Annotated in this window: 6 protein-coding genes; all 6 read right to left on the reverse strand. The window is 54.0% G+C overall.

Annotation, left to right across the window (positions count from 1 at the left end):
- Nucleotides 1-47: 47 nt before the first annotated feature.
- The 6 genes from istA to drmD all read right to left on the reverse strand — a co-directional run bounded on the left by istA (nt 48) and on the right by drmD (nt 16,086).
- Complete coding sequence (gene istA, locus HK44_RS22495; protein WP_347250233.1) at nt 48-1,472, reverse strand: IS21 family transposase; 1,425 nt, start codon at nt 1,470-1,472, stop codon at nt 48-50.
- A 186-nt stretch (nt 1,473-1,658) separates the two neighbouring features.
- Nucleotides 1,659-3,143 (reverse strand): DrmB family protein, encoded by a 1,485-nt coding sequence (gene drmB, locus HK44_RS22500; protein ID WP_024265131.1) that lies wholly within the window; start codon nt 3,141-3,143, stop codon nt 1,659-1,661.
- Nucleotides 3,144-3,153: 10 nt separating this feature from the next.
- Nucleotides 3,154-6,672: a DISARM system helicase DrmA gene (gene drmA, locus HK44_RS22505; protein WP_019694412.1), complete on the reverse strand. Its 3,519-nt coding sequence runs from the start codon at nt 6,670-6,672 to the stop codon at nt 3,154-3,156.
- Nucleotides 6,669-8,666 (reverse strand): DUF262 domain-containing protein, encoded by a 1,998-nt coding sequence (locus HK44_RS22510; protein ID WP_019694411.1) that lies wholly within the window; start codon nt 8,664-8,666, stop codon nt 6,669-6,671. The genes drmA and HK44_RS22510 overlap by 4 nt, the downstream gene beginning before the upstream one ends.
- Before the next feature lie 140 nt (nt 8,667-8,806).
- Entirely contained in the window at nt 8,807-12,928 is a 4,122-nt protein-coding gene (locus HK44_RS22515; RefSeq protein ID WP_019694410.1) for an Eco57I restriction-modification methylase domain-containing protein, read from the reverse strand.
- Nucleotides 12,925-16,086: a DISARM system SNF2-like helicase DrmD gene (gene drmD / locus HK44_RS22520; protein ID WP_019694409.1), complete on the reverse strand. Its 3,162-nt coding sequence runs from the start codon at nt 16,084-16,086 to the stop codon at nt 12,925-12,927. Before drmD ends, HK44_RS22515 begins: the two co-directional genes overlap by 4 nt.
- Between the last annotated feature and the right edge of the window lie 169 nt (nt 16,087-16,255).

A 16,255-nucleotide genomic window follows, 5' to 3' on the forward strand; every position in this document is an offset into this window, starting at 1 on the left:
CGCTGGCCATGCCATGCAGACGCAGTTCTTTGAGTTCCGCCATAAGATCACGCATTGCGAGTCTCCTCATCGGTGGTACGGAGCCGGTCGTAGCGTGCCGTATTGGCGACAGGCGCTATCTTGAGTTGAAGGCTGGTTTCGGCGGACGCAGGGACTGCTGTCGATGTCAGTCGAGCCAGGACATTCAGGATGTGGTCGGCGCTCAAGCTGCCTGATTCCAGTACCAACTCCACCGCCACCAACACGGCATCGAGCCCGGCGATGGGAACAGCAGCCAGTACCTGCGTCATGACTCGGTCACCATTGCTGTGCCGTCTCAGGCCGCGCTTGAGAAGCATCAACGGCTTCGGCAGATCGGCAAACGGAGCGCCATTGCGCAGCGCTCCCGGCTTGCGTTCGATGAGAGGGATGTAATGCTGCCAGTCAAAACTGACCTGATCTCGATCAAAGAGGCGCTCGTGACTGGCAATCATCGTTTCATCGGCGATGACAACCACCCGGGAAGGATACAGACGGCTGCTGACCCACTGGCCGACCCGCTCACACGGCACAGAGTAGCGATTTCGCGCCACGCTGATCAGGCAGGTGCTGGAGACCCGCACGGTGCGTTCGACATAGCCATCAAAGGCCGTGGGCATTGGCATCATTTCGACCCGTTCCAACTCCAGGACGTCCGCCACCGTCAGCCCGTTGTACTGCGGGTGCACCAGCTCGCTCCAGAGCGCACGACAGCGTTGGCCGAGCCAGACATTCAGTTCTTCAAAGGTGTGGAACATGCAGTTTTGAGCATCGAGCCAGATGCGCCGCCGGCTGTCCTGTACGTTCTTTTCGACAATGCCTTTTTCCCAGCCAGAGGCCACGTTGCAGAAGTCCGGATCGAATAGGTAGTGGGCACACATGACGGCAAACCGGGCATTGACCGTGCGACCTTTGCCTTTGTTGACCTTGTCGACAGCCGTTTTCATGTTGTCGTAGATGCCGCGACGCGGCACCCCACCTAACGCGCCAAACGAGCGGGTATGGGCATCGAACAACATCTCGTGGCCTTGGCTGGGATACGCAACCAACCAAAATGCGCGACTGGCGCACAGCTTCATGTGGGAGACCTGGATGCGTCGAAACAGGCCACCGATCAGCAGACCTTCTTCGCTCCAGTCAAACTGGAAGGCCTCTCCGAGTGCAAACGTCAGCGGTACAAAAGCGCGTAAAGACTTGCCTTGCTCACCTCGCCACGAACGCACAAACGCTGTGAGCTGGCTGTAGCCGCCGTCATAACCCTCGTCTTGATCTGCTCGAAAAGTGCCTTTGGCGCTCCTGCGGTTGTGCTTTTGCCCGGAAACGAATCGCCCTTCAGCGCCTGTTCCAGCGTCTCGTGGAATGGGCTGAGTTTGTTGAAGGTTGCGCTGCGCGCTGGTAGCCGGGCTGAGTTGCTTCGGCGCCTCTGACCATTTTCGGATGGTGTTTCTCGACAGCCCGGTACGCTTGGCTTATCTGATGCAGCGAGAGCTTTGTCGCGGAAGTACATCCCGCCGGATTTTTCCCACATTTCCATGCTGATCACCCTGTGTTCTCCTGCCGCAAAAGTGAGCAGAAGCAGTTGAACACCTGGGTCAGTTTTCAGTCCGGCAGAAACAGGCCTTTACTGGGTCAGTTTTCGGTCAGCGGCAAACAGTGTAACCACAATCCAGTACGATCTGGCGCATCAAAGCATGGGCCAGTGAATGCAGTAATACTAGGCGAATTCCTGGGAAGCCCTCACCAGGCTCCAGATTTCTCAATTTCCGCCAAGCTTTATGCGATTCAAGAAACTCATTCTGAAGCTGCTGAACCTCATCCCTTTTCTGCCACTCAAGCAGCACTTCTTCACGGATACGCAAGAAAATACCTTCTCCGCGAACCTCTGATGAAGGAAGCCAGCGGGGAGATTCTCTGCTCAGCCTGGTAAGTCGGAGATCCTTTAATGAGGTAGCCTCGGCAAAATCAGCGTTGGACTCAAGACGAGTAAACCCCATCAAAGCACGGACTTCACGGATGCGCTCAACCCGCACAGTGTCTTCAAAGTAGTGCTCAAAACCTTTCGGTGGATCGACACGAACTAGCCGAAAGTCTTTATTGGGCTCGACCGTTTCCGGATGTGAAAAGGCCTCCCATTCAGGCAGCTTGAGGTCTTCAGCTGGAGCAGCAGCTTTTCCAATACCTTTCTTCTTCAGCTCAATGGCGCCCCAGATATCTTCATCACTGAAGTCGCTAAACAAAGGAATCAAAGACTGGAATTTCTGAGATCTCTTGCGCATCAAGCGAAGCTCGTCTTCATCTTCCGTGTCTTTTAGTTCACTCCATTGCTCTTCAACCATTTTCCCGAGCTTGTCTGTTGCCCGCGGAATAGAAAGTGCTGAAAGCGCGATAGGGAACCAGCTGTTGGATGCCCCGAGCAGCATGGTCTTTGCTTTTTCGGTGCAAGAAGGCTCTACAAGCCGTAAATGAGGGTGGTGACCGGAGCAAGAGAAATGAAAATCTTCGTCGAAAGCATCTGCCATACGACGCTCGGACTGACACGACTCACATTTCACAACGATGTCGGAAGCATCGCCTGACGCCCCGTACTCCCGAAGGCTCAACGAGGCCGGTTTGCAAGGCACTTTGCCCTTGTGAACAAAGTTCACCCATGGAAAATCTGTTAGATGCCCTTCTTTACAGGCGACTAAGAAGCGAACAGACAATGCGGAGGGAGGTCTGTTGCCCTTGGACTTCAGACAGCCTTGATGAACATATTCCGTCCTATCGGGGCGGTATGGATCTTGAAGTAGCTTGAACACACCAGAGTCCACGGTGGCCAGTGTGTCGCAGAGCGAACAGCGCATCCAACGCGGAAATGGTGCAACTGGAACACCGATAGCAGGAGCAGCAACATCGTTATCCATGCTATCCAGCTTGATTGGAGGCATATACAGCTTGTTAAGCTGCGGGCCGAGGCGCTTCTGGATGGCCGCAACCAGACGATCCTCTTCGATTTCTTTGCAATAACGGGTATCCCAATCGTCCAGCCCCATTACTAGAGCAGACATCTTGGGCAGATCCACTAGCGATCCTACCCCGAAGGTAAAAATCAGCTGGCTTGGGCGTAGAGAGCCAAGTTCGTTCATCGGGTAATCCTTAATCCGTGTGCAGACCGTTAGCGCGCTGATCCAATACCAAGTTCACTGTACCCTCGACGTCACGCAGTGAGCTCAAGCAGGTAAACATCGCCCAGTCATTTTCTGAAGGCTGCTCCAGCAAACCGACGGTGGAGCCACCTTCCGCTTTATAGGCCAACTGGTGGTCTTTCTGGTTATGAACACGCTTCAGCCACTCATCTCGCCGTTTTTCCAACATCTCGCGAATAAGCGTGCCAACCTCTGCATCGTCAGTTGCATTCACTCCGCGCGCTGCAAGTAGCTGAAAAGCCTGCGCCATGAGTTTTTCAGTGTCTTCCAGCGTACCGGCCTTGAGATTTCCATTCAGTTTCTCTTCACCCAAACGAACCAACGCGACCAAAACACCCGTTAGGCCGCGGTCGAGCGCACGGGCGGAGAAGGGCGTAACTGAAAGCGCTTCAACATGCTTGTAGAAGGTCTCGTGGTAGTGCTCAAACCGTTCGTAATGAGAAAGGTCACGTGGACGCGCCCAGTTGAATACGGTACATACCAGTCCAGGGCCATCAGCTGCGGAGCGACCAACGCGACTTGTGGCCTGAATGTATTCCGAGGTGTTTTTGGGTTGGCCAGCGACCAGCATTAACCCAAGCCGCTCGATATCCACACCAACGGAAATCATGTTGGTCGCCAGAATTACATCGTAGGGAACAGAGGATGTTGGCCTTTGCCCGGATTTACGCTCTGCTGCACGCTGGGCTTCCAGTACGGGGTCAAAGGTGGCTTCAAGCCGCTCAAGAATTCGAGGAATATCAGTGCCAGACTTTCTTGAGGTTAGCTCTTCGATAGCCCTCACGCGGCGTTTTGCCAATCCACGTTGGTCTGCGTCACGTAGACGAGCTTTGATGTCGTCCTCGACCAACCTGCGAGTGCCCGCCAACTCACGGATGGAGTTGAAGTACCCAGCTAGGGTCATCCATGGATCAACTAAGTTTCCATATTTCTCATGCAGCTTCTGGGCAGCTGCCATGTGGGCAACGTAGCTACGAATCATTGCCACTGGGTAGCGGCGTCCAAAAGCACTGACTCCAAGATAACGACGCCCCGGATATTCAGGGCTGACCTCACGGTGGAGTGCAAAGAAGCTATCGCGAATGCTGGTTCCTTGTGGAGGGAAGACCTCCAGCTTGCGGACGAATAGCTTTTGCACTTGATCAGGAGCTCTCCGGATCGTTGCAGTGGAGGCCACTACCTTAGGGCGAACCCTTTTGCCATCGACTTCCCAAGTACAGAGTTCGTCCACAGCAGCCTCATACAATCCAACCATCGACCCTAAAGGGCCGCTGATAAGGTGCAATTCATCCTGGATGATCAAATCTGGTGGACGAAGGTAGTTATGCGGCTGGTTTTTCGCTGAGGGCAGTCCATTGCGCGCCGGATGAGACTGCCCATCAGTAACATCAGAGGACAGGAAGCCGTGACGCGGACAAACTTCATTCACTTTGCCAAACAGCATTTGGGTCTCACCACGCCATGGCATTTGAGCAAACTTGTCCACCGTCGCAATCAACAAGGATGGAGGGCGACGATAGATTTCTTCGTCCACTACCATGACTGGTAGTCCCTCCTTAGGCGACTGACGCTCAGTAAAAGTACAATTTCCTTCGCTATCGCCGCAGTAAGTCACGCATCGCCCAATATCACTAGGCGCCTCGTATACGCGGAGATGGTGCTCTCTGATTTCACTGCCACACCACGGACATGACTGTATTTGATGAGGCGTCCCGCCACCGGAAGGGCGACCTCCAAGATTTTTTTCACGAAGAGAGCTAGCGGCTTTGGCCAAGGTATTGGGCGTAGTTTGACTACCCACCCATAAACCAAGGCGAAATGGTGTTTCGCCCCATTTGGCGACATCCTCGCGCCGAATAATTTCGCAGGCGCAGATCAGTGCGGTTGCACGCTGAAACTGTTGAAGAGTCAGCAAGCGCAACGTGTAGCGCATCAGCACCGCAACACCGTGCTCTCCGCTACGCCCCTCAATCTCGCCTTGCAGCCGGCGAAGCGCCAAGATGAATGCCGTCAAGCCCAGATACGCTTCAGTCTTACCACCACCTGTAGCGAACCAAAGCAAGTCGGCTACCGCATCGGTCTCGTGACTGCGATCAGCATGATGCAGATCCGTAAGGCTAGGGAGGTTCAGTAGAATAAACGCCATCTGAAATAGACGCCAACTACGGTTTTTGTCAATATCCAGCGAGGCAATATCATCACTTGCCTGCATGTCCTTCTTACGCACCTTGCGCGAGAAAATGGAGTGAATACGCTGCTGCCACATCGCTCGGTTTGCGAAGCGGAATGCCTCTTCCGCCAGCGGGTTATGTTCGATCAGGTCAATACCAGCCTTAATCCTCTGGAGGGCACGGGTACAGCGCTGAATGGCAAGATTGGCGGCAGATGAGTGCTCTCCCAGCATTTCGCTTGGCAGCGTCAGCTTTGTCTGCTCAATCTTGATCCACACGCGGTATGCCGTCTCGATATGTCGCAACGAGGCGATAAGCCCTTCTTTTGGTAGATTGGCCAGCGCCTTCATGTCCATGGTCAGGCCAGCCAGATTTTCATCATCAGCCTCAGAACGAGGCGTTTGCTGTGCAACTTCAAATACGGGTACCCACTCCGTCTCAACTTGGGTTGCACGTTCAGCCAGAGATTCGGGCAAAGTTGCATGTACGGAAATCCCGTGCCCGACAGCAAACTCGCGCTGATGCCGATATAGCATTTCCAGCGTTTCAGTTTCTTCGCGGGTCAACGGATCCATCTTGGAGAGATCCGTCTTTCTGCCCTTACGTTGCACAAAGACAGGACTGTGATCGACACTGCGAACCTTGAGTTTCGGCTGAAACACCCATACCTCGTCCTTAGGTTCACCTCGACGAGTGCGCTCGGGTTGCAAGTTGACCATGAACAGAGTAACTACCCAGCCATCACTGGTCAGGCGCATACGCCCTTGCAGCTGTACCAGGGGGTGTTCGGGATGCAGTTCCTGCGGATGGATGACCCCATTGGTCAATGCCAGCAAAAGTGGCTCGGTAATTACCGGTTTTCGTTTCCAGACATTCGCCGGTTTGCCATCGTTGTTTTCCTGGGTGTCACTCTTTATCCGTAGGTACTGGCCCCATTCAGCCTCAATGGCAATAGCCTCAGCATCAGCCGCAACCACAAAGCTCAAACCCATTGAAGACGGAAAATACGTACTGCCTGCCGGCACTCCAGAGTCTGATCCCCCTTCTTCACCATCATTGCCATCTGTGGCCGCCAGCTCATCCAGCTCGCTATTGGCAACCTGGCTATCCTTCGGAGCCAGCATGCCCACTAAGTAGCGCTGGTAGGCATGATCTTCAAATCGGCTCAGCTCTTCATCTGAACCTCCAGCAGGGCCCATCAAATCGCTGATGACCATCTGCATCAGCTCATCGCGAATTTCACAAGGCTTCTTGCTGGCCAGCACAGGTTGCACCGCTGGAGTGACAGATGTACTCATACTTGCTCCCAAATTGCTTTCAAGGCCTCAAAAAACAGCCGTTGCCGCTGTTCAACCTGGTCTTTCGGAAACGCACCCACTTCGTCCGCACTAATTGCGTCAACCTGAAGCGCCGTAGGCAGTACTTTGATGTCCACGTTGGGCAAATGACCCACCAACAGCTGGTTCCAAATCAGATCACTCATCGCGTAATCGCTGATCTTGTCGCTATAAAGGTCGTTACTGCTGCTTATGTTTTGCAGATCCTTGAGCAGCAGCACCATGCCCAAATGGTTACGTGTCTGCTCAAAGCCGGACTCGTCGAAAACGCCGGTCTCAGGGTCGGTAAACAAACCTCGGTTGGCATCGTTATAGGCATATATGTGTTCAAGATGCATACCATAACGACGGCGGTTACTCCGGTTGAACCGTTCCTCGATCTCGCTGAAAGGCCCTTTGCAGTAGCTCGGTTTGTCTAGTAAATCGCCCAGCCAGCGATCAACGCGCATCAGTAGGTACTTGCTGAAGTTAGTCCAACTGTTACGAGCGCCCTTGAATCGTTCAAAAGTGAAAATGTCCGCTACCGTGCCGGAGAATTCGCGATCCAGACGCTCTTCTTCTTTCAGGTATTTGATCACTAGGTCATCGAAAACCTGCCGGCACTCATCAAGCGGCCTGTTGCGTAGGCTTTCGTTCAGCGTGTAGATCAAGCGCTGGAAGGCATTACTTTCATAAAGACCCAATACACGCAGAATTACGTGCAGCTGATCGAATTTCGCTGAAATAGTACAGATTTTCTCTTCCCGCTGCGGATCGTCAAAGCGGACAGCCGACATAATCAGCAGGTACTGTTGGTTCTGCTCGATCAGCTTGTTATAAAAGAGATGTGGTCGCAGTGCGCTGTAGTCCGCTCGCAGTTCTTGGTACAGCTTGGCAAAGAACTTCACCTCGTTCTTTATCCGCTCGAACAGTATCTGGTGATCGCTGAAGTCTCCGAAGTGAGCCCGTAGCTCAGGGCGACGGTAAATTTCGTAGTGGTAGTCGCTCTCGAAAGCCTTGTAGTCGTCTGCGCTCCTGGCGAATTTGGAGCGGAAATAGATGCGGAAGAAATCATCCAGATCGATGCTGCTTTCCGACGTGTGGCGCAATTCGGTCTGGTAGTAAAGATCTTGGAGTGCCACCCAAATTTTGTTGGACTCCTCCTTCTCCTTAGCAGGTAGATTGCCGATCAGCTTGCCCTTGAGGATCTCGTAGGGCTTGAGCCCCAAGCCGCGGTCGTTAACTACCTCGAAGATCATCGCCACATTGTCCTGCCGCTCAATGCGGATCTCAACGATGGTGACCCGATCCAACAAATAGGAAATATAATAGGTCAGCTTGACCAGATCGTAGCCACTGGGGTAGTTCGAGCTACAGAAAAAGCCCTCGAAGTAGGTGCTGATAGTGGCAAAGTTTTCCTTAAGACGCTTCTGGGTTTCATCAACCGGCGCATAGTCCGCACCCTCCACCAAAGCTCTGAGTTGTGCTTCGCGGTTAGGGTTGTAGATCTTAAATCGCGTCGCATCGCCAAAATCATCTTCTTCGAAGATCAGCGGCTTGAGTGCGCTAGCCTTAAAGGTCTTGCCTTGCGACTCAGCACAATCCTCAACCTTTTGCAGGGTGCGGTAGAGGCTGATTAGGATCAGCAGCAGTGTGGTCAGACGCTGCTGACCATCAACAATGCTGGTCGCCGCCGATGAGCTGTGGGTGAGGTAGGTATTGAGAAAATACGGTTCAAAATGCTCCAGCACATCCTGCTGGATTTCCTTGGGTGCCGTGCGACCGCGGTTTCCTAGTTCAAAACGCACCTCAAGGTCGTTGAGCAGGGTCTTGACCTGCTGCTCTGTCCATTTGTACTCACGTTGATAGATATCGATGAAGTACGAGCGCTGTGTGCTGAACACTGCGCGGATGTACTGATCATGCGGAGTGATCAACTTCTGAATAGTGCTGCTGGGATTACTACCGTCTGCCATGACTGATTCCTAACGATTCAACCGGCCTGATGCCAATCTTATTACCTGATCCTGACCTGAGCGCTACACCGCTCGCCAACGTGCTCAACTTAGCCGACATCCAGCAAAGCATTGATACTCACTTTCTAGGTATCCCACGGCTAGGAGAATAAATCCGCCTGAGTGTTTTCTACCTGGGAAGGCTTGCGACCTTGTTTGCCAGAGCTAGCTACCTTGACTCTCTTCTTTTCATGCAACCCAGCGGCCACTTCTTCAGCGTAGCGCTGATGGTTCAACTCCAGTAGGCGATCAAGAATTTCGCGGCGAGCGTCTTCGGAGATGGTGTAGCGAATACCTTGTTTGGTTTCGTGGAAACAATGGCCTAGATTGAGGTCTTGCCAGCCGTAGGCTGCGATAACTGCCTGATCCATTTCGACATGCAGGCGACGCAGTTCTATAACGTCAGAGCTGGTCTCAGCCGGGTTATGGAACCGGTTGTAGGTTTGCGTGAGCCCCTCCTCACTAAACTGCATGATGGACTGTCGATGGGCATAGTAACGCTCACCAATGGATCCAAGTCCGTCTTGAGCAAGTGGGAAAGGGAAAGTCTCGAAGCAGTCAGTTGGTGTGTATTGGGGTCGATTTTCAAGCTTGTTTCCATACGCTAACGCCCACTTCCAATGCAGTTCGGATTGAATGACTGCATAATCCGCCCACGAGTCAATTGCCAGCACAACTGTCATGTGGCTTGCAACCTGGCCTGGTTTATAGAAAACAAGATTGTGGTGTTTACTGGTAAGCGGGTGTACGAGATAACGCCCCATCTTGGCAATAGTGGCGTAAAGCTCTGGACGTTTGTCTGCGTATATCCACCACTTCAGATACAGTGGATAACGAAGCTGATAATCATCCTTTTCGTTTTTCCGTGTGCGCTCTGGTTTTACCCTCTCCTCCACAATAGCTAGCAGCTCCGGGTAATCTGCCGCAACTGAACCGGGGTAATCCCCCGGAACGATGCCGCTACGCAGCCACTCCTTTTGCTGCTTTTCGCTCGCAGCAAGCCACTGCCCTGTACCCAACCGATTAAGCGGCCAATCGTGGAAGTTGATTACCCAACGACTAGGTGACTGGTCTGGACGGGAATTTAGATCGTCGCCGTTGAGATAGGTAAACAGGCAGTCGCGGTTTTTCGGGTTTCGTTCGATCAGTGCGATGGCTTCATCTTGCGAAAGCACGAAGCCCATCCCGAGAACAATTGAACCTTGGAACGATGTATTTTCGTGGGTTTTCAGCCGAAATGGATTACCGGTAACCCGGCCCGGCGCGGTGAGTAAGGCGGTGATGCCAGGTGCCGTTGCGTCGTCGAGAATATAATCCCCTTTCCAGTCGCCTTTACGTAGCCAAACGTGAGCAACTTCGAGCGCTGCTACACCAGGCCAGGTTGCTGAGGGCACAGCGCGGGGAATAGTGAAACCATCTGCCAGCAATTGATCCAAACCTACTTCGCGGGTATCGCCTTGGGCGATGGTATTGGTAGCCAGTAGCCCGGCCACGCCGTCCCGTCGTAAAAGTTGACCGGCTTGCAGAAAAAAATAGGAGCAGAGATCGGCATTGCCTTTTGCTCCGTTAGCAACGCAGTCGACTAGAAACTCACGGTAGTCGGTACCTAGTGCTCCGGAGATTTTCTTTCCACCCACAAACGGCGGATTGCCCACGAAAGCATGAAATCCACCTAGACCGATGACTTCAGGAAACTCCAGAGCCCAATGCATGGGGCGATGATGAGCAAGTAGCTGCTGAGCTTCAGCTTCTAAGGATCCGATATCGGACAGGGCAGCTGTTTCCAGATATGCCTTACGCGCTTTAGCCTTGGGATGATACAGACGTGCTGCCCCCAATATGTCGGCCAAGATATGTAGTTGCCAGGCACGCGCATGTGCCTCTTTAAGCAAGGCAGACTTATGCTCAATATCTATCGGGGTTTCGCTAGGCAAAGCCTCTAGCTGTAAGCGTAACGCTGCCAGTTCAGAAACTAGCCCGGCACAGCCTCCTAAGCGTTGCTGGCCACTGTGCGAGTCAATGTAGAACCAATCGAGCTCATCAGTGGAGGTGATACCCATCAACGAATCACCACACTTGAAAGCATGATCCAGGAAGCTAAAGGGACGCTTCGGATCCATGGTGATCAGCCACAGTGACAGCTTGGCCATTTCCACAGCCATAGGGTTTATGTCCACCCCATACAAACAGCGGTCAGCAACCACTCGGCGGGCAATCGCCAAACGCTCTCCAGGATCGCCTGGAATCAGCCGCTCATTGCCTTTGCCCTTAAAGAACCCTCCTTCGGGGGTGATCAACACTTCATCTGGATGCTCACGCTCTTCGCTTTCCCAAGCTTCAACCAAACGCTCAGCTAGGTAGCGGCAGACCTGCACAAGAAAGGCCCCGGAGCCCATGGCCATATCGCAGACCTTGAGTTCGAGGATTTCCTTGGGAGATTTAAGCTTCCACTGTTCCCGCGGCAAGCCTTCGGGTGGCCCCTGATAAACCAACGGTTCCAGAGTATGGCGCACAATAGGCTCTGTAAGAGAGGGTGGGGTGTAGTGGGTGCCTGTACTGCGGCGGGTCGTGCTAGCAGTAACATAGAAGCTTCTCGGTAGAACAACCAGCGGGCGCTCGAAAGAATCCTCGCGAACCAAGCAGGCAAAAGGACGTACTCGTCCAAGTAGATCTTGGTCTTGCCCACAAGCGACCAATAGCTTGTGCTCATCCAGCAGCGAGTTGCCCGTCAGCAGCTTCTTCAGTGCGGCGGGAGAGCGACCGGTTTCTTCCTTAAGGAAAGCAATTAGCTTGTTTTCCCCTTGAGCCAACAAGCCCTCCAGAGTCGTGAGAGCTACTTCCGGCTCCTTCTTACTGGTGCCCTTTAACCCCAGTACCGGCTCTTTGGCGGAAATAGCGGTGTGATCAAGCAAACCTTCGTAGACATGTCCTATTTGCTCAACGCCCAGGGCGCGGAAGGACACGCGCCGAGTTTCCGCCATGCCACCCGCGGCAGCACCCTTCACCCGCAAGCGTTGCAAGGCGTTGAGCAGATGTAGAACTACTCGATTGTTAATAGCCAGAGGCTCTGCCACCGAGCTCTTCCAGCTTGTGCCAGCTGCTCGCCCCTCTAGGAATGGGTAGCGATCTGGATCAAACAACGAACCACCATAGGACGGCATCGACAAGTCCTGATGGTGCACGCCTCCATGCAAGGAACGGAAACTGGCCAGTAGCCGTGCCCAGGCATCAGTGCGACGCTCAAGCACTTCCTCACCGTAACGGTCGGCCACCTCCTGCAACAGCTCTTGCAGGGTCGAAACAGCATAGTTGTCGTCGTAGAGAGGCTTGCCTAGCTGCAACATACCCCGTTCTTCCGCCGAGAACAGGAAAACCAAACGCATCATCACGGTAAGGGCGGCATTGTAGAGAGCGGACTCCGCAACACCATGCAACAGCTTCCGTCCACTTTCCTTGTCCAGCGCATCAAAGGACTGTACGAGTACCTCGACCGCCTCGCGTACCTGGTAACCGAGCTGATCGGTCACTTCCTGCTGGTCGTTAGCGCTCTCCTTGAGCATGCCCAGCGGAGTGTTTGCATCCGCAACGCCAAAGAAGCGATGGGTTCCGAGCAAGGAGTGGAAAGCACGTAGCGTGATGGGTTCATCCAGCCATAGGGAGGCGTACCAGGAGGCATAGCCAGTGGTTTCGCCGCGTGGCGCATATACCAGCATCCACTGCTCCCCGTTGGTCGCTAACCCTAATGGCATGCCCGCGCCATGAAGCAACTCCATCATTCGAGTTGCAGGAGTGGCTTTCCAATGCTTCCCAACTACGGGCTTATCTAGCTGCTGCTCCGGTGGGTAGAAGCTGATCAGCATTTGAGCTTGCCCCGCACCTTCACGCCCAATAGGGGTCAGCAAAGCAATATCTGGACGAAGGGTTTCACCCATTTCCGCCATACGCGCTTCAAGACCTGCGGGAATAGCCTGACTCTCGGCAATCAGCTTCTCCGGGTAGCCCAGGAGCTCGGTGAGCACATGCATGACCCAGGCATGTTGCTTTCCGGGAGCTGCCGGGTTGTCTTGCCAGAGCTCGTAGGCTTCACGCAGTCGCTTGGCCTGCGAGGTATCCCGTGGATCAAGACCGTTGGAAAAGACCCTGGAAAGAACAGGCAGAGAAAAGAAGGGGCCAGAATGTTCGACCAGATTCAGCCAGTCGGCATGGTGACGGGAAACGCTCACAGTTTACCTCCTGTAATTTCCAATACAGCCCTACGAGGGATAAGCCAGGTCACCGCTACAGGGAACAATCGGGCACTGGGGTTGGCGAAACGCGAGCGAATATGCTCGGACTCGAGAGCGATTTCATCGGGAATCTCAGTTAGGCGACGGCGCAGAGCAGACAGATCACGCTCGCGTTGCTGCTTGCCAGGTTCATCGCCACCCAAGTCAAGTATGAGCTGGACACCATCTTTCCGATCCAACTCTGCCTGGATACTGCGCTGCAGTTCAGTCATCACGGCCTTTAGCTTGTTCACTTCTTTCTCGGCGAGTTCGTCGAGGATTTTTTCAAGATTCTTGGTTCTCTCCGCCATTCGGGCATCAAGAGCGCTACGCAACGAGTCCTTGTTTTTCTCCCAGAGCGACTGGAAGCGGGTTTCGATGACTGGAGGTACGGGGTAGTCAGTCGCCGTGGCAAATGCTGCTTTGGTTTCCCCGACATTGAGACGGGTGAAACGCCCTTCGATCAGCGCGCCACCAGAGATGATGATTTCCTCATGTAGGCGATGGTTGTCTCCACCGAGAACCACAATACGACCGTGGGCAATCACCGTCGGATGCGTTAGATCTGAGTCATCTACCACGCAGGCTGACACGCGAGACAAATGCTTGGTGGTGCTACCCAACGACCAGATTTCTGCTCGCAGCAAACGCAAGCACATCTGCACCAGACGATGATTCAAGTGAGCCAGAACAACGTCGTCGCGCCCATGAGCGAGCGCTGGATCGAAGACGATGGGGCGCACTTTATCGGTGTGTGGGTGCCGTAAACCATCGGCACACTGTTCCCAGCTGCCATAAAGCGCTGGTAGCTGAAAGGCTGGACTGCTTTTGCGCACTCCCAGCGGATCCGGCCAGATACCTTCGACCTCAAATGGAATAAGTGCAGGCTGTTCGGCCAGCTCCAGACCGACACGGACTACGTTCTCAATGTGCTCAGGGGTGAGATTCAGCTCGTGTTGCGTCTCGTGCAGTTGAGCGGCCAGTTTTTCCAGTTGCTCGCGCAGTTTGCGTTCGAATTTGAGCATCTGTCGAACGGGTTCTGCTTCCTGCTCGGCACGGCTGGTATCCAGGCGACTTCGCCGCCCCAGCATTGCTTCCTCAACCTGGCTGGCGATTACCGGGCCCACCTTGCCCAGATCCTCTCGGATGGTCTCTACCTTGAGCGCCGCGCGCATCAGGAACTCAAGGTCTGCCTCTAACTCACCGACCTTGTCTGATGGACTCACGCTGTCGAAACCGCGGCCAACAAAATGATAAATACTTACCTCATTGGCCTTCTGCCCATGGCGATCAACACGACCATTGCGTTGCTCCATACGGTTGGGGTTCCACGGAATTTCGAAGTGGATCAGCCGCGAGCAATGGTTTTGCAGGTTCAAACCTTCTGAAGCCGCATCGGTTGCCAACAAAATACGTACCGCTGCTTCTTTCGGGTGGGCTTGGAACGCTGCCTTAATTGTCTCTCGCTGCTCATTGGGCATGCCGCCGTAGATCATTTCCAGTCGCCCCTCGCTGGCCAACCCTTCGCGCGCCAGCAAATCGAACAGCCACTTCTGGGTGGCGCGATATTCGGTGAAGATGATTACTCGTTCTTCATTCCAACTGCCATTCGTTCGTAGGGTGGCGTTCAGCCAGTCGATCAGCCTCTGAGCCTTGCAGTCCGGGCGACGGGAGACCTTATTGGCATAGTCGCGAAGCTGATTTAGCAGACCCTGTTCCTCTGCCTCAAGCGGCGAAAGCGTTTGGCTGGCGGAGCTCACGACCTCGAAGGTTACAACCTCGTACTCCTCATCGTCCGCGTAATCATCCGAGTAGTCGTCGATATCTTTTATCGCGCTATAGGTTGCCTTGTTGGCACCGACAGTCTCCATATGCTTTTCAAGGGTGATGCCGAATGCAGCGGGAGAAGAGAACAGACGTTTCTTGAGCAGCTTGAGCACGAATTCTGCGGCCATTCGTTGGCCGTCCGATATCGCACTTTTCAGTCGCAACTCAGAATACCGTTTCAGGGCTAGGTGGGCATGACGCTCCTCCGCGGTGTATGTCACCTCCAAGTGCCTCACCATACGCTCGGCAAAACGTCGGCTGCCGTCCCAGCGTAGCTTTAGCTCGGACTTCATACGGCGAATCATCACTGCTTCGAGCTGAGCCCGGTCAGGGGTCACAGCTCGTGCGAAGCGCTGGTTGTCTAGAAGCTCCAGCAGGGCAGCAAAGCTCTCTCGGTAGCCGTTGTGGGGCGTAGCTGAAAGGAATAGTTTGTGTTCGAAATGCGGTGCGAGAGAGCGAATTGCCATAGTGCGCATCGAGTCGGTCGCATACTTTCCACGGCCAGATGGAGCTACGTTGTGGGCTTCGTCCACAATCATCAGATCATATGCCCGCGGGAATGCCGGTTGATCACCGGCAGGTAGGGTTTCCCGAAAACTCCGCAGCTGCCGCTCGCGCTTGAGGAAATCGACGGATGTAATCAGTCGAGGGAAGTGCGTCCAGGGATTCACATGGATCCCGCGTTTTCGCCGAAGCTGGCTGATGGCCTCGCTATCGATGATGCGAAACTCAAGGCCGAACTTGTCGCGCATTTCTTCCTTCCACTGAACTTGCAGGGAGGAGGGGCATACGATCAGCACGGATCGCACGCGATGACGCAGGATCATCTCCTGTACGACCAGACCTGCCTCGATGGTTTTACCCAAACCAACGTCATCTGCAATCAGCAGGTTGACCCGTGGCATCGACAGCGCTCGTACCACCGGATCCAACTGGTACTCGTCAATCTCGATGCCGCTGCGGAACGGCGATTGAAGTGCCTTGTCATCCGCCTGAGAAACCGCTCCCCAGCGCACCGCATCAAGAAATGCCTCAAGCCGTTTGGGGTGGTCAAAACTGACAGGATCAGGAAGCTTAGACTTTTCAAACACTGCTGTGCCTGGCTCTAGTTCCCAGAAGACCTGAAGCTCCTCCCCAAGGCCGTCGTCTTCGACAGAGGACAGCTTAACCAAGTTGCACTTCTGGTTTTGCTGTCCGGAAAAGCCAGGGGCAGCGGGGATCACCTCAGTGACTACAAACGGGCGCTTGCGTACTACGACAAGCTGTCCAACCTCGGGAGTGGTGCTCATACAAGCCTTCCTTAAGCAACGGGGAGCATTCGCTGATGTAAAACCGATGAAATGCGTCAAATTTCAGTTTGGTGAGGCCCTACTGGAATCGCTCGGAATAAAAGCAGGTCTCCAGTGTCACGAGATGAAGCTAGTCAGCCATGGACTAATTAGTTCAGAAGGCCCCTAG

Source organism: Pseudomonas fluorescens HK44, from assembly GCF_000217955.3.
Classification (GTDB): Bacteria; Pseudomonadota; Gammaproteobacteria; order Pseudomonadales; family Pseudomonadaceae; genus Aquipseudomonas; species Aquipseudomonas fluorescens_AQ.

Coding starts and splice junctions, on each gene's coding strand:
- HK44_RS22510 (WP_019694411.1), bottom strand. CDS start 8,666: ATGGCAGACGGTAGTAATCCCAGCAGCACTATTCAGAAGTTGATCACT.
- drmB (WP_024265131.1), bottom strand. CDS start 3,143: ATGAACGAACTTGGCTCTCTACGCCCAAGCCAGCTGATTTTTACCTTC.
- drmD (WP_019694409.1), bottom strand. CDS start 16,086: ATGAGCACCACTCCCGAGGTTGGACAGCTTGTCGTAGTACGCAAGCGC.
- drmA (WP_019694412.1), bottom strand. CDS start 6,672: ATGAGTACATCTGTCACTCCAGCGGTGCAACCTGTGCTGGCCAGCAAG.